Source organism: Nocardia coffeae, assembly GCF_019890715.1.
Taxonomy (GTDB): domain Bacteria; phylum Actinomycetota; class Actinomycetes; order Mycobacteriales; family Mycobacteriaceae; genus Nocardia; species Nocardia jiangxiensis.
The window spans coordinates 590,002-612,547 of the sequence record NZ_JAINZY010000002.1; the positions used below are offsets into that span (position 1 = coordinate 590,002).

Genomic DNA, 22,546 nt, shown 5'->3' on the forward strand with positions numbered 1-22,546 from the left:
GTGTCTTCCCGCCCGTTCCGGCGTGGGGAGGCAGCAGAGTTCACGGATTGTTTCCGGTGGTTCGTTCGCACTCGCCCGTAGGAGGGTTCGATCATGGCCGTCAAGAGCAAACCGTCGCAGGAGTGGACGCTCGATAGCGGGGGGACCGCATGGGCGTATCTGGTGTCGGGACCACAGGTGGTGGCACCGATGATTCTGGTTGCCGAGCGCGGCCGCGATGCCGCGTCGCTCGAGGCCTTCGCCGATGCGGTGAACGGTCCCGACTATCCGTTCGGCACGAGGCTCGCCGAGCGCGGCCGAGACGCGATCCTGGTCAGCTATGGCCCGGTGGCGGATTGGGACACCGCGGTCGGCGCCGTCAGATCCGCGGTGTTGGAGACGAAGAGGCGCTGCTCGGGCGGACTGCCCGCGGTATTGGGTGGCGTAGGCCGGGCGGCTCTGGTGGCACGGTATGTACTTGCGAGCCTGGAGTACGAGGGATTCGACCACGGCGTCGGCGCCTGCTTCTCCCTCGACAGCACGAAACCGACCCCGGCCGAACAGGCCGAACTCAGTGACGTCGGCTTCATGCCCGGCATACCCAGGAACCTGAAGATCACCACCCACAGCACCATCGATGTGGAAGGCCTCACGGACCGAGACCATCCCGGCCTGTCGATGTTCGACGAGTCGTTCTACCCATCCACACCGCCGGCGGATTCCCCGTGGATGACCGAAGAAGCCGGATGGTGGCTGCTGGACCGGCTTCCCTGACGCTCCGGCGATGGGCGCGGCCGGGGTTCGCCGGCCGCGCCGTCGTATGGAAACCCCTGCCCGTCAGTCGGGTAAGGCTCGCTCCCGTAACGCGGCCAGGGCCCTGGTCAGGATCCGGCATACCTGCATCTGGGACACGCCGAGTTGCCCACCGATCTGGGTCTGCGTCTGATTCTCGAAAAACCGCAACCGCAGAACTTCGCGTTCGCGAGCGGGCAGATCGCACAGGAGGGGGGCGATCGTCAGAGCATCCTCCGTCAGTTGATATCCGCTGTCCTCGCTGCCGAGTTCCCCGGCGATTCGGTACGAGCCGGTGTCACGGTCGGGATCTTCCGAGGAATCGTCGATCGTTTCGGCGTTGTAGGCGTTCGCGACGATCAGTGCTCGGGTGATCTCCAGCCGGTCCACGTCGAGCTCGGCGGCCAACTCCGAGGCATTGGGCATGCGGTGCAGGCGCTGGGCGAGCCGTTCGGTGGCAGGCCCGATATCAGCCTGCAACTCTTTGGCTGGGCGCGGCACATGCACGATCCACGTGCGATCACGAAAATGGCGCCGCACTTCCCCCATGATCGTGGGCACAGCGAAGGACAGGAACGACGTGGCCTTGCCCGGGTCGAAGCGGTCGACCGCCAATATCAGCCCCAGCGAAGCGATTTGGTACAGATCCTCGAAAGTTTCCCCGCGCCCGGTATAGCGGTGGGCGATGTGTTCGGCCAACGGCAGACACCGATCGATGATTTCCCGGCGCAACCAGGCACGCTCGGGATCACCATCGGGCAGGGCTGCCAGCTTCTCCAACCACGGCTCCACGCCGTCGTAGGAATCACTTCCTCGGTTGGACCGCGACATCGGGGCGGCAGAACTTGTGACGTGCGAGGTCATTACAGCACCTCCGGCGACAACGTCGACTGTGGATCGGGTGCGCTACTCGAGTGAACGCCACCACATCAGAACGTCGCCGCCCTCAGTATGGTCGAACCGCACTCTCACCGCTACGCCGGCCGGGGAAAGTACAACGACGGCGACGGATGCGAAGTCGGGCAGCCCCCGGAGCCCAGACTGCGGTCAGGACACGGTCGCTCACGTATGGCACGAGCGGAGTCCGTCCCGCCGTCGGCGATCATCCGCGCGGGAACTGCCCGTCGAGCCCGCTCGACGCGTCTCGTCGGCGAGACCCGCTGGTTCGGCCCCACCCCGGTTGCGTTCTGCGTGGAATCGAACTCGGATGACGGCCGTGGCGTCGGCGGTGGCTGGACGACCGCCGGTGCGTGGCCGGTCGACCCGCCTGGCCGCCCTCGGCGGTGACATTCAGCCCTACCCGCGGCAACCGGCGCAGTGGTTGGCTGGCTTCGTGAACACCGAGGAGTGCGTTCGGTAGGCGAACACGAGCTGGGCGCCGGCCCCGGTTTCCCCCCTAGTGAGCAGGGGTATCAACATGATCGTGTCAATCGACTCCGATCCGCCGCAACGCCCGACCGGCCCTCCTGAAGATGGGATGATCGCGCTGGACTCGAACGAGTGCCTGACGTTGCTTGCCGGTGTGCGGCTGGGCAGAGTCCTCTACACCCGCGATGCCCTGCCTGCCGTTCGGCCGGTCAACCACGTGGTGCGGGATGGGGAGGTCATAGTCGGGGCCGGGGCGACGCCCTGGCTGACCGACATGGTGCGCGCGAGAGACAAAGCCGTGCTCGGCTACCAGGCCGATCAGATCGACCCCGATTCTCATCGGGGCTGGACGGTGCGAGTGGTCGGTTACGCGCGGATCATCGACGATCCGGACCGTATCGCCGTGTACGCCCCGCTCGTACGGTCCTGGACTCGCACGGCCAACGATGCGCTGATCGCGATCGAACCCGACCTCGTCACGGGCATGAGACTTGCCGAGTCAACAGGCGTCTGACCACTGGAAATGTCGAATCCCGCGCTCAGTGACTCGTTGCGGTCGGCTGCCGCGTCCGTGCGGTCATCGAATCGATTGATGCTGTGGGTGATTCGGTATCTCGGCCGGTTGCCGCCCCCGGAGATGACGAACAATGCCGGCCGTTCAGTGCGGGAGGCTGACCTCGCTGGGTTCCTTGTCCGGTCGTAGGCCGCGCCAGCTGGGGTGACGCAGGCCCGCGCCGGTGTATTCGCGGTAGTCGACCTCGCCGACCAACTGGGCGGTCACCCACCGAACATTGCCGAGATCGACCGGTTCCACGTCGAAAGGGCTTGCCGGGCTGGCGAGTTCGTCCAGGAGCCTGCGCAGACTGCGGCGCGCGGACAGGGTGAAGCCCGTACCGACATTGCCGATGTACACCAGGCGCCCCTGCTCGTCGTGACTGCCCAGGACCAGCGACCCGAACGTCGCGGACATCATCCCCGCGCCCGGTGTCCACCCGGCCACCACCACCTCGGTGGTCTTGCGCAGCGGGGTCTTGATCCACACCGGAGACCGGCGGCCGGGGTGATAGGCCGCATCGAGGCGTTTGGACACGATCCCTTCGAGCCGATGTTCGGCGGCCACTGCCAGCATTCGGTCCGCGGGCACTCCTCGCCAGAACGGCGGCGTCACCACCAACGGCCCGTCCAGCGCCAAATCTTCCAGTCGAGCACGCCGATCCAGATACGGCAGCACCATGGTCGAGTGCCGGCCGATCGCGAGGACATCGAACACGTACAACTGCACCGGAACCGCCCGGATCAGCTCGGTGCTCGGTCGCACAACGTTCATCCGGCGTTGCAGCAAACCGAACGACGGCGCACCGCCGGCGCTCTGCACGATCACTTCACCATCGAGAACCAGATCCCTTCCACCGGACACCGCGGCGATCGCCGCCGCGAGTTCCGGATAGGACCCGGTGATGTTGCGCTGATTCCTGCTGTACAACAGGCAAACTCCGGAATCGCACACGACGATCGTCCGGACCCCGTCCCACTTCATCTCGATTCCCCATGAGGCAGCATCGGGCGGCTGCCCGGAGACGGCCAGCATCGGCATCGGCCCCACCATCCCGTCAGCATATTCCCAGCTACCGAATTGGAGTAAGTGGTACCCGGATGTTCGATCGAATGCGCGGTCCGGGCGCGGTTCGAGCGGGTGGTCGCCACCTCGTTGAGGGGATGTCGAGACTCGCTGTCCGTCAGAGCGGCATGTGGGAACAGTGCCCGACTGCAGATTGGAACCGAAGGCGTCCGTTTCATCCGATGCCGGGCGCCACAGCGTTCGCCAATACCCGACAGCCGGGCCCGCAGCTGTGCCTCGGCAGAGAACGAACCTCGAACCTCGGGCCCGTGACGATTGAGCTCTCATCCGACGCCGGGCTCCTGTCGAAGGTGGCACTCGGGCGAGCATCGATGAGGCAAAATGCCATGTACGGCAACAAGTCTCGACACTACGGTCGAGTAGTCGGCGAAGTCCTCTTATGTCGGTCTGTGCGCCGCCGAACCGTGATTCTGCTGCTGAGGGAAGGCCAGGGCCGGGTTCAGTCCGGCGGGATGCGTTCGTGGAGGGTCAGCAGGAGGTGATCGAACTGGGACACCGACGTCGTCTCCGGTGGCGGGAGCGTGGGCAGTTCGGCGATGAGTTGTTCGGCAAGGGCACGGAGTTTGACGTTGGTTTCCTGCGAGCGCCAGGTCAGCACGCTGAAGGCTTGGGCGCTGGTGATCCGGTACATGCGCATCAGCACGCCCTTGGCCTGTTCGATCACCGCGCGTGCTTCGACGATCTCCGGCAGCTTCTGACCGAGAGCTTCATGTCCGGCGTCGGCGATCGTGTCGGACAGGTCGATGTAGAACCCGGCGGTGCCGACCGGATGTTCGTGCGCGTCCAGGATCCGGTCGGCCACGACCATCACCGAATGCTCGACGCCATGCGTATCGATGAACCGATGCCGGCTCGAAAATGGCTCGCCCTGGCTTTCGGAGCGGGCGATGGCCTCGGCGACAGGCTCCCGATCGTCGGGGTGTTTGTGCCCGAGCATCAGTTCGGTGGTCGGCTCGATTTCCCCGGGCTCGTAGCCGTGCATCCGGTAGATCTCCGGCGACCACTCCCAGCGATGACTGGCGAACCAGAAACGAAAACTTCCCGCCGACGGCTGGCGTCCGGCGGGTGGTTCCGGCAACGACAGAGACACGTGATCACCGGACGAAGACGCAGCTGATCGCACCACCCGATTATGGTCCTCGTCCTGAACAACCGCTTCGGATGTCCGCCCATCTTCTGGGTCGCGCACTCGGCCGAACCGTGATCGGCGATGGATGCTGCAGCATCGCGCGTATGACACGGTCACGTCCACTCGCTCTGGTCACCGGTGCCTCGAGCGGCAACGGCTTCGAAATCGCCGATCAGCTCCAAAAGCGCGCCTGCGACCTCATTGTCGCCGCCGAGAACACCGCGATCGGTACCGCTGTTGCCGCCCTGACCGGCAACACCGAGGTGCGTGCGATCCAGGCAGACCTGCGCACCGCCGCGGGAATCGAGCACCTCTACGCGGCCGCGACCGAGAACGGCCTCGCCGCGGTGGCACTGAATGCGGGGTCGGCTGCGGTGGCCTGTTCGTCGCGACGATCTTCCGGCGTGCCAGGATGCTGGAGACCTGAATAGGGCAGTGCCCCAAGGGTAATCCGGCCGCCGTGGCACGTCAGGGCATCGAGGCATGCTCAACGGTGACCGGCGGGTGGTGGCGGCCACGTTGCCGGTGAATGGGGTCGGGCTCGTGGATCGTGTGTTGTTCGACATCGTGAAAGCCAAAGCAAACGAGGCAATTTCGATGCCGACAAGCAGCAGGTACCCATGATGCACTCGACGAGTCCGGGCTGCACTCGTCCGGTGAACGATCGTCTTCAGGCATTTCGAGTGCCGAATTGGTGTGCGGGACGGGTCCGGCTGCGGCTGGCGGTGTGTGGCTCAGGACCGGCCTCGGGTCAGGCCAGGGATAGTCCGAGTTTTTCGGCGAAGACCGTGATCATGTGTTGTACGCCGATTTCGTTGCGGCCGATGAGCATGTGGTCGTGTTGGCCGCGGCGCACGCCTTGGCCGCATTGCGGGAGCATGGCGAAGTCTTCGTCGCGGACCGCGGCGTGGACCTGGCCGAAGATGGTGTCGTAGATGGTGCGTTGTTCGTCGGTGGTCGCGGGGTAGGTGGCCATCCAGCTGTGCCGGACGGTGCAGCTGGTGGCCGATCCGGCGGGCAGGATGTCGATGACCTCCACGCCGACGGGGCTGTTGGCCAGGATCAGGTTCGGGTAGATCCAGTAGATGACGCCCATCTGGCGGACCGGGTCCCAGTTCTCGTCGGGTTCGGTGCCGTGCAGATCGGTGATCCAGGTGAAGGGGAATCCGACCCGGTGGTGGGCGCCGAACTCGTCGTAGACGTGGGTATTGGCCAGGGTGTTCTGCCCGATGACGCTCTGGCCGTGCACGAACGGGAAGTGGTAGCCCTCGGCGAAGGCTTCCAGCGCGCCTTTCCAGCTGACCTCGGATTCGAGGAACCGTTCGTCGTGGTAGCCGTAGGACGCGTAGTTCCATTGCGCCAGTTCGGGTCCCATCGAACCGAGGTGGGTGTCGAGGTCGATCTCGGCGTCGGCGGTGAGTACCGCCCAGACGAACCCGTGGCGTTCTTCGCTGGGCAGCTCCACCAGGCCGTAACCCTCGCGGTCCATGCCGTCGAATCCGGCGCTGCCGGGGACGCCTCGGAGCTTTCCGGTGTTGTCGTACACCCACGCGTGGTACGGGCAGGTGAACCGGCGGGTGTTGCCCGACCCGCAGGCTGGCATGGCGCCTCGGTGGCGGCAGTAGTTGAGCAGCACGTGCGCGCGGCCGTCGCGGTCGCGGGTGATGAGCAGCGAGTCGCCGAGAACGGATCGCACGACGTAGTCGTGCGGGTTCGGGATCTGGGCGCCGGCCATGACCGCGAGCGGAACGCGCCGCAGGATCGCCGACTCCTCGAGGTCGGTGAGCTTGTCGTCGCGGTAGTAGCCCAACGGCACCCGCAGCACGTCCGCGGCCATGTCGGTGGATTTGCCCAGCGCCAGTTCCAGCCCTCGGCGGGTCAGGTCGTGGCCGAGCGGCGTGGGGCGGGTCAGGTTCGACGTCATGGGTTGTCCTCCTCGAACAGAACTGCACTACCCGCTAGACCATACAGAACATGTTTCAACTGTCTAGTCTAAATCCGTGCTTCCCACAGCGGCTACGCTGACCGTCATCCGCTGGACGGCGCGCAGCCGCGACCACGACAAGGGGGAACGTGCGAACTCACGGATGGGCGGGTGCCACCCCGGCCAGCGACGAGGAGGCCATCGCCCGCATCCTGCGTGCGGCGGGGGAGGTGATCGACGCCGGTGGGCAGGATCTGAGCATTCTCAAGGTCGCCGAGCGGCTCGGGGTGACCCGCCAGACCGTGTACCGCTACTTTCCCGGCACCGACGCGCTGTTGCAGGCCACCGCGACCAATGCCACCGGTGAGCTCCTGGACGAACTGGCCGAAGCCCTGCGCGGGATCACCGACCCGGCCGACGCTGTCGTCGAAGGCATCGCCCTGACTCTGGAACGGCTGCACAGCCACAAGCGGTTCGGGCTGCTGTTCGCAGCCCCTGGTCATGGTCGCTTCGCGCCGGAGGTGACCTCCGAGATCGCGCTGCGGACCGGCCGTCACATCCTCGACAGGTTCGACATCGACTGGACCGGCCTGGGCTGGGGCGACCGCGACCTCGACGAACTGGCCGAACACATGCTGCGCACCCTGCAGTCGTTCATCATCGACCCGGGCCACCCACCCAGATCCGCCCCCGACCTGCGCGCATACCTGCACCGATGGGTCGCCCCCCATGTCACGCCAACACAACCGCACCACGGCTGAAGGCGGCGGAAACCGAGAGTGGTCATGGCGAATCCGGATGGGTCGGCTTTTACCTGATCTGTGTCAGTCGTTCCCAGGCCGGCGAGGTGATTCCGATTGATTCGCTCACCAGGCGAACCAGTTTCGGGTCCAGCACCGAGGCTGTCCGGCCTGCTCCGGTGGATCTGGCGGCCAGCCACCGCCGGCTGCGGTCGGCGAGGTCGACCAGGCGCGAGTCGTCGGGAGGCCAGTCGAAGGCCGCGTCGTAGTCGAGGTATATGGCCTGGAATTGCGGGTCGTCGATGGCGTCGAGCTTGTCGGCGATCCACTCCGATGCCTGGTCCGGGGCGACCGATTGCAGCAGAATCCAGATGTCGCGTTCCATCCGTATGCTGCGCTCGCTGATCCCGAGGTGTTGCAGGCGGTCGAGGTATTCGGCGACGCCGGTGGACACGAACAGTCGGTCGCCGCAACCCAATTCGGCGATCTGCTCGCGGGTCCGGCGGATCTCTTCGGCGCGTTCGGCGAGCATGCGGTCGATTTCGGCGATTGCCGCCGCGAACTCGTCGGAGTCGGCGGCCAGCAATTGCTTGACCCGCGCCAGGGGCACACCGGCCCGCGCCAATGTCCTGATCTTGACCAGATCGACGGCGTCTTCGGCGCTGTAGCGGCGATAGCCGGAGTGGTCGCGCGGCGGCTCCGGGAGCAAGCCGCGCTGATGGTAGACACGCACGGCCTTGATCGTTACGCCTGCATACCGTGCGAGCTGCCCGATCGTGATCATGCGCGTCTCCCTTCGCTGGTGCGCCCAGGCGCGTCGCACATCATCACACGCGAGTGAACAACCGGCCGGCGAGATCGATTCCTGCCACCACGCCGGAATCGTCACGGGTGAAGAACCCGCGTTGTCCTTGCAGACCACCCTCGGTGACGATGTACTCGTCCGCGTCGCCGGGCAGCAGACCGAGGAAGGCCGGTGGCAGGTCGGGCGGCATTTCGGTGTCCGCGGCGGCCCGAACCTCCGGTTTGATGGCACATCCGATCGTCATCACGGCCCCGTCGGTGTCGAGCGTGAGCCGCATCATCTCGTTCTCGTAGCTACCAGCGATTTCCGCTGCCCGCACCATGTCGTAGGGCAGCGGTTCCGGGTCGGGTTCGAGCACGCCGAGGTAGTGTTCGAGCACCCAGTTCACCAGGGTCCGGTTGAATGCGAGCCCGGCGTCGGGGCCCGCGTTCGACGTCACGGCGACGGCGAAGTTCCGTTCCGGCACGATGAGCAGATCGGCGAACTGGCCATTGCCCGATCCACCGTGTCCGATGGTCGCCACACCGTCCACCTCACGCAGGAACCAGCAGATACCGAATGCGTCACCCAGGGTGCTGCCGCGCAGTTCCACGGTCTGTTCGCGCATCCGGTGCAGCAGTTCGTTCGGCAGAATGCGCTCGCCGTCCTCGGTCCGGCCGTCGCCGAGATGGAATCGCGCCCAGCGCAGCAGATCGCTCACCGACGTCGCCACACCGCCGCCGGGATTGTTGGAACGGTTGTCCTTCCACTGCCGCGCCACCGCGAGCACACCGTCCGCATCGACGTTGTGGCCCACCGCGAATCGCCGGGTCATGACGTCGTTGATCGCGTAGCGGCTGTGCGTGAGTCCGAGCGGTTCGAACAACAGTGACGTGACGGCTCGCTCGAAAGTGGATCCGGTGACGTTCTCGATGATCCGGCCGGCCAGGTTGAACCCCGCCTGGCTGTACGACGCCCGCGCTCCCGGTTCCGAGATCAGGGGCGAATCGGCCAGTTTCGCCGCGTGCCGCGCCAACGCGTCGTCGCCTTCGCCGGTGTCGACGCCGAGTTTCCATTCCAGCCCGGCCGTATGGTTGAGCAACCGCATCACGGTGATCTCGTCCGCGCCCGGATCGGTGGGGGCGAATTCGGGGACATACCGCCGCACCGGCGCCTCCAGTTCCACTCGCCCCTCGGCGACCAGCCGCATCAATGCGGTAGCGGTGAAGGTCTTGCTGACCGACCCGACCACGAACATCGTGTCCCGGTCCACCGGAAGCGGATTGGCCACGCTCGTCACCCCGTGGCACGCGAAATCTTCTCGGCCATCGGCGAACACCCCGACGGCGACACCCGGCAGGTCCAGCTTCTCGGCCTCGGCGGCGACGAATTCCGACAGTTGCTGCGTTATCTCGTTCATGCCACCATGCTCGAACCTTGCCCGAGGGGCAAGGTCAAGCCCTGGACGCCAGGGTTCCCGTGGCTCTATCCCATAGTTGTTGCGCTGGCCTGGATCATCATCTCGACGGTTTGGCGACGGGTGAGTGTTTGCAGTATCGGGTATGCGGTGCGCATTTGTTCGCCGACCATGAGGGTGGGGCCGTTGGTGAGGTTGGCGAACGCCTCGTCGATGACCTCGGTGATCGGTGCCGCGTCGGGTGGGGTGTCGTCTTGGGAATCCAGTTGTCCGCGAGCGTGTTCGAGGCGGCGCAGGGATGGGGTGTCGGTCTTTCCGAGGATGAGGCCCAGGACGTCGATTCCTTTGTCGTGCAACTCGGCCCACAGGGCTTCGGCGAAGACCATGTCGAAGGCTTTGGTCGCGCCGTAGGCGACCATGTTGGGTGCACCGGCGAATCCGGCGCCGGAGCCGAACAGCACGATCCCGCCGCGGCCGCGGTCGACCATACCTGCGGCGAAATGGTGGCACAGCTGCATCGGGACCGTGCAATTGCGGTGCAGCATCGCTTCGGCGGCGGCGATCGGTGCGGACAGGAACGGCTCGAATCGGGAGTCGGCGCCCGCACAGTAGGTGAGGAAGCCGATTTCCAGGTCCGCGGTGGCGGTGACGATGGTCTCGGCCGCGTTCCGTTCGGTGAGATCGACTGCGAGGGTGCGTGTTTCGACTCCGGTGCGATCGGTGATTCCGGCTGCGAGTTCGTCCAGGACGGTCTGGCGTCGGGCGAGCAGGACGAGGTTGATGCCGTGCTCGGCGAGTCGTTCGGCGAAGGCCGCGCCGACGCCGTCGGAGGCTCCGGCGACCAGTGCCCAGGGGCCGTAGGTGTCGGCGAAACTCATGCCGCGCCTCCCACGGTGCTGATCCGCACGACGGTGAAACGCCGTCGTGCGATGCGCCAGCCGTCCGGGGTGCGGGTGAGCCGGTCGTCGTAGTAGCCGACGGCGTTGACTCCGGAGTTGTTGTCGGAGGCCATGATCAGGCCGTCGACATAGGTGCGGGCCTCGGCGATGTCGCCGTCCGGTGTGATCGCCTGATTGGTGAGCCGATGCAGGGTGTGCCCGGCCTGATCGTGCGAGGCGCGCATGAATTCGGTGACCGCGTCGACACCGCGCCAGCTGCCGATCTGCCCGTAGTCCACGTCGCAGTCCTCGGTGAACACGGTGCGGAACAACGCCCAGTCCCGACGGTCGATACCCGTCGCATATCGCACCAGCACCTCCGAAATATCTTGGCGGTCTTCGTATTCGCTCATGCGGGAGCTCCGTTCGGGTGGACGATGATGCGGGCCGGGCCTTCGGATCCGCGTGCCTGGTCGAGTGCGCTGGACACCTCGCCGTCCACCCGCCGCGCGAGCGCTTCGGCGGCGACGACCGACTCGCCCGAAGCTGCCCTGCGCCAACGGATGCCGGCCGATGATCCGGGCACCGGATCCGGCGTCTGTCGGACTTCGAGCCGTCCTCGCCGTAATACCACCGCGCGCACCGGCCGCTCCCTCGCTTGCCGAGTCTCGAATATTCGAGATAAGATTTCTGATATTCGAAATGAGAGTAGGATTCTCACCCATAGGAGTCAAGATCTCCGGAGCGACATCCGCCCCCACCGCTCGCGCGCTCGACGTGATCGAACTGCTCGCGCGGGCCGGGGAGGCGCGACTGCGGTTTTCCGACATCGTGAGCGAGCTGGGGCTGACGCAGGCGACCGCGCACGCGATTCTGACCACGTTGGGCGATCGCGGTTGGGCCGAACGTGATCCGGTCGACAAGTCCTTCTCGCTCGGGCCCGCTGCCGCGGTGGTGGCCGCACGCCTGGATGCCGCCCGTCCGCTGACCAGGTCGGCGCGCGCTGCGGCGGCCGCGGTTCATCGCGACGTCGGCTATCCGACCTCGGTGGTCGAGCGGATCGATGACGCGTTGGTGATGACCGCGATCGAAGGCGGCGATCCGCGCCACCCCGCGGGCATCCCCGGCGATCGCATCCCGTACGCGCCGCCGTTCGGCGTCGCCTTCGCCGCCTGGGACGCCCCCGACGAGCAGCGGGCATGGATCCACCGTGCCGCCTCGACCGACCCGGAAGTCGAACGGCGCCTGCGCCGAATCCTGACCCGCACCCGCGAACGCGGATTCGACATCGACTGGACCACACCGGCTCTGGCGCAACACGCGCAACTGGCGGGCACCATGCGCGGTGCGGGCCTGCCGCCGCACATACGCCGGACCCTCGAGCAACTGCTCGCTGAATTCTCCACTGTCGGTTACCTTTCCGAAGACGACCCCGCTCGGGAGACCCGCCCCGTCGTCACCATCGCGGCCCCGGTACTCGACGACCGGCGCAGGGTGCGGCTGATCGTCGGCGTCCACCCGTTGTGCGCCCTGAGCGCAGCGCAGATCGATGCGATCGGGCAGCGGTTGACGAAAGCCACTGCCGCGGTCGATTGTTCGTAGCGCGGGACTGGCGGGTCGTCCGCTGCCCGGGGCGAGCATCTCCGGCTTTCGGCCAAATGGCGGCATGCTGACCGGCGTGAGCGAGACCTCCTCCGAGCCACTGCCGCGATCGATCGTACGTAGCACGGCACTGGCGAGTCGTTCGCCGCCCGAGTGGGCTCGGCGAAGCGGCGGCATTCTGGTCGGCCTGAGCGAGACCCGATCTGATCTTCAAGTGCGGGAGGGTGTTTCGTGACATCGCCGGAAGTCTCTCGGCGTGCGGTGACTGTGGTGGATCACAGTTTCGAGGTGCTCAGGTCCGGAGAGCGGACAAGGGCGATCCGGTCCGGGGATCGCCCGCCGACCGTACGCTACCGAGCGAAGCCCACGAGATTCTCGATGAGGAGAGTGGTTCGATGCGGCGAGGGGTCACCGGATCCGTGTCCAGGCTGCTGGTTGTGGCGGCGAGTGCGGTCGCGGCCGCGGTGCCGGTCGCTCCCGGTGCGGGGGCCGATCCGGCGGGGACGGATCGGGTGGAGACGCCGGTGCACATCGCATCGCCGGTCGGTTCCGTGGACGAATCCGTTGTGCGCGTGCATATTCCGCTGCCGAACTCGATCGGCCCGCATCCCGCGGCCTGCGATTGGTTGTCGTATCTGCGATATCGGGATGCGAACGGGCCGTCCGCTGCGGCCGCCGCGGACCGGATTCTGATCGCCCAGCCCGGCATCCTGGAGGGGGCCGGGGCATTCGACAGCGTCGCCCGCAACACCGTCGCCGCGGCGGCGCGAAACGGTGCGCACATCGAGTTCTGGGCGCTGGATCGGCGGTCCAACTGCCTCGACGACCACACCGGCGTGCGCGCGGGCCTGGCGGCGCACGACTACGACGTCGCGATCGACTACTACTATCACCATCGCCCGGTCGAAGGGCACACCTTCGCGGGCTTTCTCGGCAACGACCAGGTGGGGTGGCTGGCGAACGTCGGTATCGCGCAGACGATCACCGACCAGTACGACCTGCTGGTCCACGAACTGCCCGATCCCGCACTGCGGCAACGGAAAGTGTTGTGCGGCGGGCACTCCCTGGGCGGCGTCGTGACGGCCTTCTTCGCCGACGCGGAATTCGGCGGTAATCCCGGTTTTCGGCAGTGCGCAGGCTATTTCGCGTTGGACACCGCCATCTCCCCGTCGTTGTCCGCGCTGTCCGGGCTGCCTTCCCCCTCGGCGATCCTGCCCAGCGGCGGACTCGATTACGAGGCGACCCAGGCCGCGCTGCGTTCGGGCGTTGCGCCGCGCACGCTGAACCTGCCGGTACTCATCGGGCCCGAGACCATGACCCTGCTGGGTATCGTCGGCCTGGCCGCCGACGTGGATCCGGGTGGGCTGAGCCACCTCGCGGCGGCGCTGCCGCTCACTCCGAATCTGGACACCACGTTGCGCTTCCTGTTCTCCCGGGACGCGGCCGCATTCGCTACGGGGTCCCCGTCGGTCCGGCAGTTCCGGCTCACCAACTCCGCGGTGCTGGGCGCGCTGTTGGGTAACGCCTCCCAGCCGCTGGCCTTCCTGCAGACCAGTCCCGGTTTCTTCGACGGGGGACCGGTGCGCGACAAGGACTTTCCGCTACCGCAGGATCTCGCGCACAACCCGGCGCTGACCCCGCTGACCAGTGCGGCACTGGGCCCGGACACCTTGGGCATCCCGGATGAACCGGGTGGCCCGCTGTACACCTGGCGCAACTACGACCGTATCGGCGCACCCGGCGCGCCGGTCTACCGCGACCGCGCCGGAAAGCCTTACGCCACACCGGAAACCGAGGTGACCGATATCGGCGAGCTGGCGCGCAGCCTGGCCGAACAGCCCTTGCCGTTCACCGAGGACTATTTCCCGACGAAGCTGGCGACCGATCTGTTCCAGGCGTCCGACCCGCAGATATCCCGTCTCCTGGTCCATCCCGAGGGCACCACGGCGAATCCGACGATCAATCTGCTGGGCGGATCGGGTCTGGTGGTCGCCAACGGCGTGCCACGCTCGGGTCGTCTGGTCGTCGCGCCGGGCTATCACCATCTGGACGTGCTCACCGCGGCTGCCGATCAGAACGACCGTCGGCCCGAACCGATCTCCACCGCCCTCGCCGACTTCGCCATCGTGGGCCGGTAGCCGATCCGCGTTCGGTCAGACTGCCGGGCCGGGCGGTGCGGACAAGGTCACCGGAACGTCCTCGATGAAGTCGACCACGAGTTCGCGACGGGAGAACAGCCAGGTGTCCCCGTCGCGGACAAGAGTGTCCTGGTAGCGGATGGCGATCCGCGCGTCCCGGTGACCGCCGTCGCGCGAATAGATGTGGTGTGCAGTGCAATACGCTTCACCACGCGCGCCGTCGCGGGAGATCGTCTCCAGGGTCTGCTGCTCGAGCACGTGCCGGGTGACGACGAAGCGTGACACGGATTTCAGGACCGAATCGACCACCTCCTGCCTGCCCGTCAACTCGCTCGGCGCGTCCGCCCCGTTCAGCTCGGGCGGCAGGACCAGGACCACCTCCGGTGTGAGCAACGATGCGAGCCGCGTGGCATCGCGGCGGTCCACGCTGTGCGCATATCGAGCCGCGAGCATGGTCACGGCAAGCGTGTCGGCAGGTTCCACGGTGCCAATCTCAGCACGGGCACAGGAGATTCGCTGGTAGGAGCGGGGGATGTGTCCACTGGCCGAGACTCGGACAACCGGATCGTGTCGGTGTGGATAGCATCGGGGCGACGTGCTCGAGGCGGCCGACACCGGAGAGGTATCCGTTCATGAAGATTCTGGTCATCGGCGGAACCGGCATGATCGGCGCTCACGCCGCGCTGCACCTGCGCGAACACGGTGACGAGGTGACCGTCGCGGGTCGGGGCCCGTTGTCCGACGACTCTCCGGTGCGCGAATTTCCTTTGCTGATGGGCGATTACACCGTTCCGTCCTGGACCCGGGAGCAGTTCGCGCCGTTCGACGGCATCGTCTTCGCCGCGGGGCAGGACGTGCGGCACAAGAAACCCGAGGACGACGCACAGGAGTTCTGGCAGACCACCCAGAGCGTCGGCGTCCCCCGCATCGCCGCACTGGCCAGAGAGGCCGGGGTGAGTCGGTTCGTGCAGGTGGGCAGCTACTACCACCAGCTGCGACCGGACCTCGCCGAGCACAACCCGTACATCGCGGCGCGCAAGGCCGCCGACGAGGGCGTGCGTGCCCTCGCCGACGACTCGTTCGTCGCGTGCACCCTCAACCCACCGTCGATCATCGGCGCGGTGCCGGGTTCCTCGGCGCGGCGCTACCGGCGGATGGTGTCGTGGGCGGCCGGAAACGAACCGGATATCCCGGACTTCGCACCTGTCGGCGGAACCAACTACATGTCCGCTTCCTCACTCGCACAAGCGATTCGCGGCGCGCTGCGGCACGGGGAATCCGGCGCGGCCTATCTGGTGGGTGATGAAAACCTGTCCTACCGGCAGTTCTTCCAGATGCTCGTCGACGCCGCGGGCGGCGATCGGGTCATCGCCGAACGCGACGAACAACACCGGCTGCAACCGGACGCCTCCATCATCCAGGGTCGCGGAAATACGCTGGCCTACGAGCCCGACCCGGACGAGGTGCGTCGTCTGGGGTACGCCCGCGACGACTGTGCCCGAGCGGTCCGAGCGCTCGTCGACGTTGTCAAGGCCGCACACTGAATTACGCACGCCAGCAAGCGATCCGGGCTCGGCACAACTGCATCGGCCGATGATCGAACGGCAGGGAGCCGGTGGACGCTGCTCCACCGGCTCCCTGTTGCTGCCCGAACCCCTCGTCGGCGATCAGTGACCGATGTAAACGGACTTGAGGTTGAAGTAAGCCTCGATGCCCTTCTTGCCGCGCTCGCCACCCCACCCCGACTGCTTGTGCCCGGAGATCGGCATCGAAGGATCCGAGGCCAGCGCGGAGTTCACCCAGATCTGGCCCGCGCGAAGCTCGTTGACGACGCGATGGGCCCGGCCGAGATTCTCGGTCCAGATGGATCCGGCCAGGCCGTAGTGCGTATCGTTCGCGGCGGCGATCACCTCGTCCTCGTCGTCGAACGGGATCACCGAACCGACCGGGCCGAAGATCTCCTCACGGATCAGGCGCATATCGGGGGTGGTGCCGGTGATGATCGTCGCCTCGTAGAAGTAGCCGCGTCGGTCCAGCACCTGACCGCCGGTCACCACCTCTGCGCCCGCGGCCACGCCGTCATCGACGATGCCCGCCACCCGTTGGCGCTGCTTCTCGCTGATCAGCGGTCCCAGAACCGAATTGGGGTCGTCACTGCCGCCCATCGGCAGCATCTTGGCGAAGGCGGCCAGACCCTCCACGACCCGGTCGTAGATGCCGCGCTGTACGTAGATGCGCGAGGTGCACGAACAGTTCTGTCCGGAACCGGCGAGCAGGCCCATACCCGCACCCATGATCGCCTTGTCCAGGTTGGCGTCCTCGAACATGATCAGCGGTGACTTGCCGCCCAATTCGAGGGTGAGGCGCTTGAGGTTGCCGGCGGCCGCGTTGACGATCAGCCGTCCGACCTCGGTCGACCCGGTGAACGAGATCTTGTCGACGTCCGGATGCGCGGTGAGCGCCGCACCCGTGGTCTCGCCGTAGCCGGTGACGACGTTCAGCACGCCGTCGGGCAGCCCCGCCTCGCGGAAGATCTCCTCGAGTTTCAGGGCGGTCAGCGGCGTCTCCTCGGCGGGTTTGAGCACGGCGCTGCAGCCGGCCGCGAGGGCGGGCGCGACCTTGAGCATCGCGACGAAGAACGGCCCGTTCCAGGGGATGATGAGGCCGACGACGCCGACCGGTTCGTACTGGGTGAAGGTGTGGTAGTTCTCGAATTCGCCGAGCAGACCGTCGGATACGAGATTGGCCGACTCGCCGTGGATCTTGCCGACCCACCCGGCGTAGTACACCAGCATCTCCAGCGACACCTTGATGATGTGGCTCGCGGCGGTGGCGTTCATCCCGTTGTCGCGGGCCTCGAGCGCGGAGAGTTCGTCGATGCGGTCCCGGATGATGTTCGCGGCGCGGAACAGCACATCCGCGCGGTGTGCGGCGGGCAGCTTGCGCCACACGCCCGATTCGAAGGTTTCGCGTGCCCGAGCCACCGCCTCGTCGACGGCCTTGCGGTCGGAATCGGCGACCTCCGCGATCAACTCCTCGGTGGACGGGTCGTAGACCGGGATGATCCCCGAGTTCGGGCTTTCGACCGCAGTTTCGACGTCGATGGCGTTACTCACTGTCCGTTGTCCTTTCGCCGAGCCGCTCCGACATGTGCAAGCGCCTCTCCGTGGGTGCGAATGCGACGAGAATACCACTCTCGTCAACGGGGAATGTCAATTTCGTCAGACAAGAGTGCTGATCTACTTCGTTGGTGAGCGATGAGTTTCCGCGCGCCGCGGTGTCTAACCTGTTGAGGCCGTGACGGTCTCGGGGAGACAGGCGAGGAGGCCCCGATGGTGATGGATTCCGAACCCACGAGACCGCGGCGGTTGGCGGAGCATCCGACCGTCCAGCGGATGGCTGAACAGGAGAGGGTGCGGCCTGCCGCGGTGCTGAGTGCCGAACGGCTGCGGGAGATATGCCGGGAAGCCGGCGCCGACGATGTGGGCTTCGTCGCGGTGGACGATCCGCGGGTGGCTCCGGAATTGGAGCATGCGCGCGGAATCCTGCCCGCGGCAAGGACGTTCGTTTCGTTCTGCGTGCGGATGAACCGCGACAACCTGCGCAGCCCGATGCGCAGTCTGGCCAATACCGAGTTCAATCATGCCGACGACGAGACCAACGAGGTCTCCCGCCGGATCACCCGGGCGCTACAGGATGCCGGATACCGCGCGGTGTATCCCGCGCCCGGGTACCCGATGGAGGTCGACCAGTTCCCGGGACGCATCTGGGTGATCGCGCACAAGGTCGTGGCCGAGGCCGCGGGACTGGGCGTCATGGGTATCCACCGCAACGTGATTCACCCGAAGTTCGGCAACTTCATCCTGCTGGGCACCGTGGTCACCGACGCGGTGGTCGACGAGCCCAGTGCGGCGCTGGAGTTCAATCCGTGTCTCGAGTGCAAATTGTGCGTGTCCGCATGCCCGGTCGGCGCGATCGCCGAGGACGGCGGCTTCGATTTCCAGGCGTGCTACACCCACAACTACCGAGAGTTCATGGGCGGCTTCACCGATTGGGCCGAGACCATCGCCGACAGCGCGGACCGCGACGACTATCGCGAGCGGGTGGCCACCGGCGAATCGTTCTCGATGTGGCAGAGCCTGTCGTTCAAACCCAATTACAAGGCCGGGTACTGCATGGCGGTGTGCCCGGCGGGAGAGGACGTGATCGGCGCCTTCCTGGACAATCGACGAGAACATCTCGACGAGGTCGTGCGCCCGTTGCAGAACAAGGCGGAACCGGTCTACGTACTGTCCGGATCGGCCGCGGAAGAGCATGTCACGCGCCGGTTTCCGCACAAGACCGCCAAACCGGTCACCAACGGCTTCCCGGATGAGGTCAACGACCTGCTCGACCAGATCGGACCCCGGCCGCGCCCGCGCGACCCGTCGGCGTGATCTGCGCGTAGGCAGGCGATCGAATTCCGCACTGCCACAGGTGGACCGGTACCCGATGGGCCGAGGCCGGGCGAGGTGCACGCTCAGCGGCCGGGAGCGTGCACGGTACAGAAATGGTCTCGCTCCGAACAGTTTTCGGAGCGAGGCCGTTTCGCTGTCGACTGCGGCCTGCACGGGCTGCAGCCCGGCTCGGTGGTTCAGAGCAGTTGGAGCAGTTGGAGATTGGTGATGTACTTGAGGATGATCGGGGCGCGGACGTGGGGGATGTCCTTGTCGGGGCCGATTTTCGCGGCCTGCACCGCGGAGCGGAAGTGGTCGGTCGGCGCGATCGCTCCGCGGATCGGCTTTCCGGGGTGTCGATAACTGTGCAGCAGGGGCAGTAGGGAGTATTGGCGCTGCTGTTCGGGCAGAGCACGCATGGCGGTGTCGAAGCGGTGTAGCCAGGCGGCGTAGTCGGGGATCCGCTGGATTGCGTACCCTGCCTCGATCAGCCAGCCGACGTATTCGTCGAGTCCGATGCCGTCGTCGTACGGATTCATCACGTGGTAGGTCACGAACCCGTCGGCCGGATGTGGGCCGAGGGTGGCGATCGCCTCGGCGATGAAGTCGACGGGCAGTCCGTCGTAGTGTGCGCGTTGTCGGTGGCCTTCGGCGTCGAGTTCGTAGAAGGAGCCGGGCGCGATGCCGGTGGCGACCAGGCTGAGCATCAGCCGAGTGAACATGTCCGGCAGATTGAGCTGGCCCAGGTATTCGGTGTCGGTCAGAATCATGTCGCAGCGGAAGACCGAAACCGGAAGCCCGCACAGGTCGTAGGCCTCCCGCAGCAGGACTTCGCCCGCCCACTTGCTGTTGCCGTAGCCGTTGGCATAGTCGTCGTTGATCGCGCGGTCCGGGCTGATCGCCCGGATGTCGGCGTCCTCGGTGAATGCCGAGGGCGTGATCTGGTCGCCGACGCCGACTGTCGACAGATAGATGAACGGCTTGAGTTTCGTGGTGAGCGCGATCCGGATCAGCTCCGCGGTGCCCAAGGCGTTGGGGCCGAAGAGCTGGCTGTAGGGCAGGACATGGTTGACCAGCGCCGCGGGATCCACGATCAGATCGACGGTGTCGGCCAATTGCTGCCATCTTTGCCGGTCCAGGCCCAGATCCGCCTCACCCTTGTCACCGGCGACGACCTCGAGATGATCGGCGGCGAGCTCCCGGTAATGTCGCAGCAACTGCGCGTCGCCGCTGTCGAACACCTCGTCGAGGCGGACACGAGCCGCCGTGTCGTCGGTCGCTCGTACCAGGCAGATCAACCTGCCGCCGACCAACGACAGCCGCTCCAGCCACTCCAGGGCCAGGAATCGGCCCAGGAATCCGGTGGCGCCGGTCAAGAGCACGGTCCGCACCTGCGCACTCGCCCGCGGCAGCGTTGCGGCGGTGGCCAGCAGCTCGGCATCGATGAACTTGTCCAGTGTCAGGTCCCGGGCGTGGACCTCGGTGGCGTCGCGGCCGTGCACCGTGGCGAACGTGGGCCGTTTCTCGTCGCGCGCCCGCTGGGCCTCGATGTAGCCGGCGAGGGCGCGCAGGTCGGTGGCCGGGCTGACGATCACACCGACCGGAACATCGATGTCGAAGATCTCGTGCAGCAGGTTCCCGAATGTCAACGCCGACAAGGAGTCTCCGCCCAGATCGGTGAAGTGCGCGTCCGGACGCAGGTCGCCGGCCGCAACCCCCAGTACCGCGCCGGCGGCACGGCCGAGGGTCTCCGGCACCGGCCGGTCGCTGCCGTTCCGGCGCAACGCGCGCAGTTCCTCGGCCTGGCCCTCGGCGGTCTCGGTGTAGAGATGTTCCAGACGCTCGCCGTAACGCTCCTTGAGTTTTGGTCGCGCCAGCTTGCGAATGCCGGTGAGCAGGCCGTTCTCGGGCGTGAACGGTGTTGTCTCGATGATGAAGTCGCGCGGGATTTCATAGGACCGAAGTCCGGCCGTTCTCGCGATTCTTTGTACCTCGTCGCTGATCAGTCGCTCGAGCGTGGCAGCGTCGTCGACGCTACGGGCCGACGCGTCCTTGCTGGGCACCACCACTGCCAGCAGGTAGGCACGCGCGCTGTTGCCGTAGATGTAGATCTGCTCGATCAGCGGGCTGTCTCCGAACACCGCCTCCAACTTCGAGACGGTCACGAACTCGCCTTGCGAAAGCTTCAACACGTTGTTGCGGCGGTCGAGGTAGACGAGCCGGTCGGGACCGACCTCGGCCATCACGTCTCCGGTGCGGTAGTAGCCGTCCTGGTCGAACACTTCGGCGGTGATGTCGGGCCGCTTGTAGTAGCCGGGAAATACGGTGTCCGACTTGACCAGGAGTTCTCCTCGCGGATGCGGCCGATCGGTGTGGAAGTAGCCCAGATCCGGGACGTCGACCAGCTTGTAGTCGATCACCGGTGGGCGTTGAACCTGCCCGTCGACGAAGATGGGCCACGCCTCGGTCGCGCCGTAGCCGTCCATCAGATGCATGTCGAGGTAGGACTCGACGAACGCCCGCAGTTCGGTCGAGATCGGCGCGGAGCCGGTGAACGCCGAGACGAACCGTCCGCCGAGTATGTTCTGCCGCTGCTGCGCCATCACCTCGGCTTCGAGAACCGCGCGATCGGCGCCGTCGAAAGAGCGCCGCGCCAGCTCGCTGTGGAATTCCTGGAACAGCATGTCCCAGATCCGCGGTACGAAAGTCAGCTGGGTCGGCCGGACCAGCGCAAGGTCTTCCAGAAGCGTCGACAGATCGCGCTTGGCCGTGAAATAGACCGTGCCACCGCCGCCGAGTGCCCCGTACAGGGTCCCGCGGCCCAGGATGTGGCTCATCGGCATGAAGTTGAGCGCAATCGACGGGTCGGCGCCGCGCCGACCCCACACCGCACCGAACGATCTGTGCCACAGGTCGGCGACCATCCGCTGCGGGTACATCGCGCCTTTGGGCGCGCCGGTACTGCCGGAGGTGTAGATCAGCAGTGCCAACGAATCGTCGTCGCCGGCAACGATCGGCGGTGTCCCCGGTAGCGCCCTTCCTCGGTCGAGTAGGTCGGCCAGTGTTTCCACGACCACGTCGTGGTCCGCTTGCGCCAGCCGCGCGCGGGCGGCGTCGAACGCCTCGCGCTCGTCGTCCACGTCGGGGTGGTAGTCGAACACGACCAACCGTGCCAGCGTCGGGCCCGTCAGCACCAGTTCCACGGCGTCGGAGAGATTCTCGATACTCGCTGCGATCATCCTCGGCTCGGTCTCGGCCACGATGGACCGCAGTCCGATGACCGGCGCACTCGTCTGCAATGGCACCGCCACCGCGCCCAGCTGGATCAACGCCGAATCGACGATCGTGTAGTCGACACTGGTGAAACCCAGCATGCAGACCCGATCAGCGGGCCGCAGCGGACTCACCGCATTACCGGCCGAAGCGCTCGCGACCCACCCGGCGCGGTCCCACAATTCGCGGTAGCTGATGGTCTCGAACCGGGGCAGCACATCGAGCGAGCGGCGGCCGGTCTGCGGGTCGGTGACCAATTCCGCCGCACGCTGACCGAGCGCCGGCCGGTCCGCGTAACCCGCCATGATCGTTCGCACGATCTCCGCGAGGCGGAGCCCGGGTTGCTCGACCGCCTCGGTTACCGCTTCGTCCGGCCGGGCATCGGCGAACTGCCGGTCAGTGGCGCACAAATCGGCGACGCGGCGTGCGAGCCGCTCTTCACGCATA

20 protein-coding genes are annotated in these 22,546 nt (G+C 66.4%); 8 read left to right on the forward strand and 12 right to left on the reverse strand.

The window, feature by feature from the left end; all coding sequences use genetic code 11:
• The first annotated feature begins 93 nt into the window (after positions 1–93).
• Complete coding sequence (locus tag K7711_RS11885; protein WP_222968469.1) at positions 94–753, forward strand: hypothetical protein; 660 nt, start codon at positions 94–96, stop codon at positions 751–753.
• A 63-nt stretch (positions 754–816) separates the two neighbouring features.
• Here K7711_RS11885 and K7711_RS11890 read toward each other — a convergent pair whose 3' ends face one another.
• On the reverse strand, positions 817–1,635 hold the full coding sequence (locus K7711_RS11890; protein ID WP_308014648.1) for a SigB/SigF/SigG family RNA polymerase sigma factor: 819 nt from the start codon (positions 1,633–1,635) through the stop codon (positions 817–819).
• 559 nt (positions 1,636–2,194) lie between these two features.
• Here K7711_RS11890 and K7711_RS11895 point away from each other — a divergent pair.
• Positions 2,195–2,653, forward strand: coding sequence for a pyridoxamine 5'-phosphate oxidase family protein (locus K7711_RS11895; protein WP_222968471.1), 459 nt, complete (start codon positions 2,195–2,197; stop codon positions 2,651–2,653).
• A 144-nt stretch (positions 2,654–2,797) separates the two neighbouring features.
• On the opposite strand, the gene ligD is transcribed toward K7711_RS11895, so the two are convergent.
• Positions 2,798–3,745: a non-homologous end-joining DNA ligase gene (gene ligD / locus K7711_RS11900; protein ID WP_235747015.1), complete on the reverse strand. Its 948-nt coding sequence runs from the start codon at positions 3,743–3,745 to the stop codon at positions 2,798–2,800.
• 472 nt (positions 3,746–4,217) lie between these two features.
• Positions 4,218–4,868, reverse strand: coding sequence for a PAS and ANTAR domain-containing protein (locus K7711_RS11905; protein ID WP_308014650.1), 651 nt, complete (start codon positions 4,866–4,868; stop codon positions 4,218–4,220).
• Between the two features lie 110 nt (positions 4,869–4,978).
• Between K7711_RS11905 and K7711_RS11910 the strand changes: the two genes are divergently transcribed.
• Entirely contained in the window at positions 4,979–5,338 is a 360-nt protein-coding gene (locus tag K7711_RS11910) for an SDR family NAD(P)-dependent oxidoreductase (protein WP_222968480.1), read from the forward strand.
• 320 nt (positions 5,339–5,658) lie between these two features.
• Here the strand turns inward: K7711_RS11910 and K7711_RS11915 are convergent, their stop codons facing one another.
• The gene (locus tag K7711_RS11915; RefSeq protein ID WP_222968488.1) at positions 5,659–6,831 is read right to left on the reverse strand and encodes an aromatic ring-hydroxylating oxygenase subunit alpha; all 1,173 of its coding nucleotides are present in this window, start codon (positions 6,829–6,831) and stop codon (positions 5,659–5,661) included.
• Positions 6,832–6,980: 149 nt separating this feature from the next.
• Between K7711_RS11915 and K7711_RS11920 the strand changes: the two genes are divergently transcribed.
• Positions 6,981–7,592, forward strand: coding sequence for a TetR/AcrR family transcriptional regulator (locus tag K7711_RS11920; RefSeq protein ID WP_222968496.1), 612 nt, complete (start codon positions 6,981–6,983; stop codon positions 7,590–7,592).
• A gap of 49 nt (positions 7,593–7,641) precedes the next feature.
• On the opposite strand, the gene K7711_RS11925 is transcribed toward K7711_RS11920, so the two are convergent.
• From K7711_RS11925 to K7711_RS11945, 5 genes are all read right to left on the reverse strand, one after another.
• The gene (locus tag K7711_RS11925) at positions 7,642–8,355 is read right to left on the reverse strand and encodes a MerR family transcriptional regulator (protein WP_222968505.1); all 714 of its coding nucleotides are present in this window, start codon (positions 8,353–8,355) and stop codon (positions 7,642–7,644) included.
• 43 nt (positions 8,356–8,398) lie between these two features.
• Positions 8,399–9,775 carry a serine hydrolase domain-containing protein gene (locus K7711_RS11930; RefSeq protein ID WP_222968507.1) on the reverse strand — a complete coding sequence of 459 codons (1,377 nt, stop codon included), beginning with the start codon at positions 9,773–9,775 and terminating at the stop codon, positions 8,399–8,401.
• A gap of 65 nt (positions 9,776–9,840) precedes the next feature.
• A complete protein-coding gene (locus K7711_RS11935) occupies positions 9,841–10,650 on the reverse strand; it encodes an SDR family NAD(P)-dependent oxidoreductase (RefSeq protein WP_222968517.1) in 810 nt (269 codons plus the stop codon).
• Positions 10,647–11,063: a nuclear transport factor 2 family protein gene (locus K7711_RS11940; protein WP_222968525.1), complete on the reverse strand. Its 417-nt coding sequence runs from the start codon at positions 11,061–11,063 to the stop codon at positions 10,647–10,649. Before K7711_RS11940 ends, K7711_RS11935 begins: the two co-directional genes overlap by 4 nt.
• Complete coding sequence (locus K7711_RS11945) at positions 11,060–11,236, reverse strand: hypothetical protein (protein WP_222968527.1); 177 nt, start codon at positions 11,234–11,236, stop codon at positions 11,060–11,062. The genes K7711_RS11940 and K7711_RS11945 overlap by 4 nt, the downstream gene beginning before the upstream one ends.
• A gap of 116 nt (positions 11,237–11,352) precedes the next feature.
• Here K7711_RS11945 and K7711_RS11950 point away from each other — a divergent pair, with 116 nt between their 5' ends.
• Both K7711_RS11950 and K7711_RS11955 read left to right on the forward strand, forming a co-directional pair.
• Positions 11,353–12,252 carry a helix-turn-helix domain-containing protein gene (locus K7711_RS11950; RefSeq protein WP_222968536.1) on the forward strand — a complete coding sequence of 300 codons (900 nt, stop codon included), beginning with the start codon at positions 11,353–11,355 and terminating at the stop codon, positions 12,250–12,252.
• Positions 12,253–12,647: 395 nt separating this feature from the next.
• Positions 12,648–14,390 carry a hypothetical protein gene (locus K7711_RS11955; RefSeq protein WP_235747016.1) on the forward strand — a complete coding sequence of 581 codons (1,743 nt, stop codon included), beginning with the start codon at positions 12,648–12,650 and terminating at the stop codon, positions 14,388–14,390.
• Positions 14,391–14,405: 15 nt separating this feature from the next.
• Here the strand turns inward: K7711_RS11955 and K7711_RS11960 are convergent, their stop codons facing one another.
• Positions 14,406–14,873: a nuclear transport factor 2 family protein gene (locus K7711_RS11960; RefSeq protein ID WP_222968544.1), complete on the reverse strand. Its 468-nt coding sequence runs from the start codon at positions 14,871–14,873 to the stop codon at positions 14,406–14,408.
• A gap of 149 nt (positions 14,874–15,022) precedes the next feature.
• Here K7711_RS11960 and K7711_RS11965 point away from each other — a divergent pair, with 149 nt between their 5' ends.
• Positions 15,023–15,934, forward strand: coding sequence for an NAD-dependent epimerase/dehydratase family protein (locus tag K7711_RS11965; protein WP_222968571.1), 912 nt, complete (start codon positions 15,023–15,025; stop codon positions 15,932–15,934).
• Between the two features lie 123 nt (positions 15,935–16,057).
• On the opposite strand, the gene K7711_RS11970 is transcribed toward K7711_RS11965, so the two are convergent.
• A complete protein-coding gene (locus K7711_RS11970; RefSeq protein ID WP_222968573.1) occupies positions 16,058–17,506 on the reverse strand; it encodes an aldehyde dehydrogenase family protein in 1,449 nt (482 codons plus the stop codon).
• A gap of 279 nt (positions 17,507–17,785) precedes the next feature.
• Between K7711_RS11970 and K7711_RS11975 the strand changes: the two genes are divergently transcribed.
• Positions 17,786–18,826, forward strand: coding sequence for a (4Fe-4S)-binding protein (locus K7711_RS11975; protein WP_235747017.1), 1,041 nt, complete (start codon positions 17,786–17,788; stop codon positions 18,824–18,826).
• 197 nt (positions 18,827–19,023) lie between these two features.
• On the opposite strand, the gene car is transcribed toward K7711_RS11975, so the two are convergent.
• The gene (gene car / locus K7711_RS11980; protein ID WP_222969333.1) at positions 19,024–22,545 is read right to left on the reverse strand and encodes a carboxylic acid reductase; all 3,522 of its coding nucleotides are present in this window, start codon (positions 22,543–22,545) and stop codon (positions 19,024–19,026) included.
• Position 22,546: the final 1 nt, after the last annotated feature.

Bases quoted from the DNA above. Each gene is read 5' to 3' on its own strand.
- K7711_RS11885 (WP_222968469.1), top strand. From the start codon at position 94: ATGGCCGTCAAGAGCAAACCGTCGCAGGAGTGGACGCTCGATAGCGGG.
- K7711_RS11890 (WP_308014648.1), bottom strand. From the start codon at position 1,635: ATGACCTCGCACGTCACAAGTTCTGCCGCCCCGATGTCGCGGTCCAAC.
- ligD (WP_235747015.1), bottom strand. From the start codon at position 3,745: ATGGTGGGGCCGATGCCGATGCTGGCCGTCTCCGGGCAGCCGCCCGAT.
- K7711_RS11915 (WP_222968488.1), bottom strand. From the start codon at position 6,831: ATGACGTCGAACCTGACCCGCCCCACGCCGCTCGGCCACGACCTGACC.
- K7711_RS11925 (WP_222968505.1), bottom strand. From the start codon at position 8,355: ATGATCACGATCGGGCAGCTCGCACGGTATGCAGGCGTAACGATCAAG.
- K7711_RS11930 (WP_222968507.1), bottom strand. From the start codon at position 9,775: ATGAACGAGATAACGCAGCAACTGTCGGAATTCGTCGCCGCCGAGGCC.
- K7711_RS11935 (WP_222968517.1), bottom strand. From the start codon at position 10,650: ATGAGTTTCGCCGACACCTACGGCCCCTGGGCACTGGTCGCCGGAGCC.
- K7711_RS11940 (WP_222968525.1), bottom strand. From the start codon at position 11,063: ATGAGCGAATACGAAGACCGCCAAGATATTTCGGAGGTGCTGGTGCGA.
- K7711_RS11950 (WP_222968536.1), top strand. From the start codon at position 11,353: ATGAGAGTAGGATTCTCACCCATAGGAGTCAAGATCTCCGGAGCGACA.
- K7711_RS11955 (WP_235747016.1), top strand. From the start codon at position 12,648: ATGCGGCGAGGGGTCACCGGATCCGTGTCCAGGCTGCTGGTTGTGGCG.
- K7711_RS11965 (WP_222968571.1), top strand. From the start codon at position 15,023: ATGAAGATTCTGGTCATCGGCGGAACCGGCATGATCGGCGCTCACGCC.
- K7711_RS11975 (WP_235747017.1), top strand. From the start codon at position 17,786: ATGGCTGAACAGGAGAGGGTGCGGCCTGCCGCGGTGCTGAGTGCCGAA.
- car (WP_222969333.1), bottom strand. From the start codon at position 22,545: ATGCGTGAAGAGCGGCTCGCACGCCGCGTCGCCGATTTGTGCGCCACT.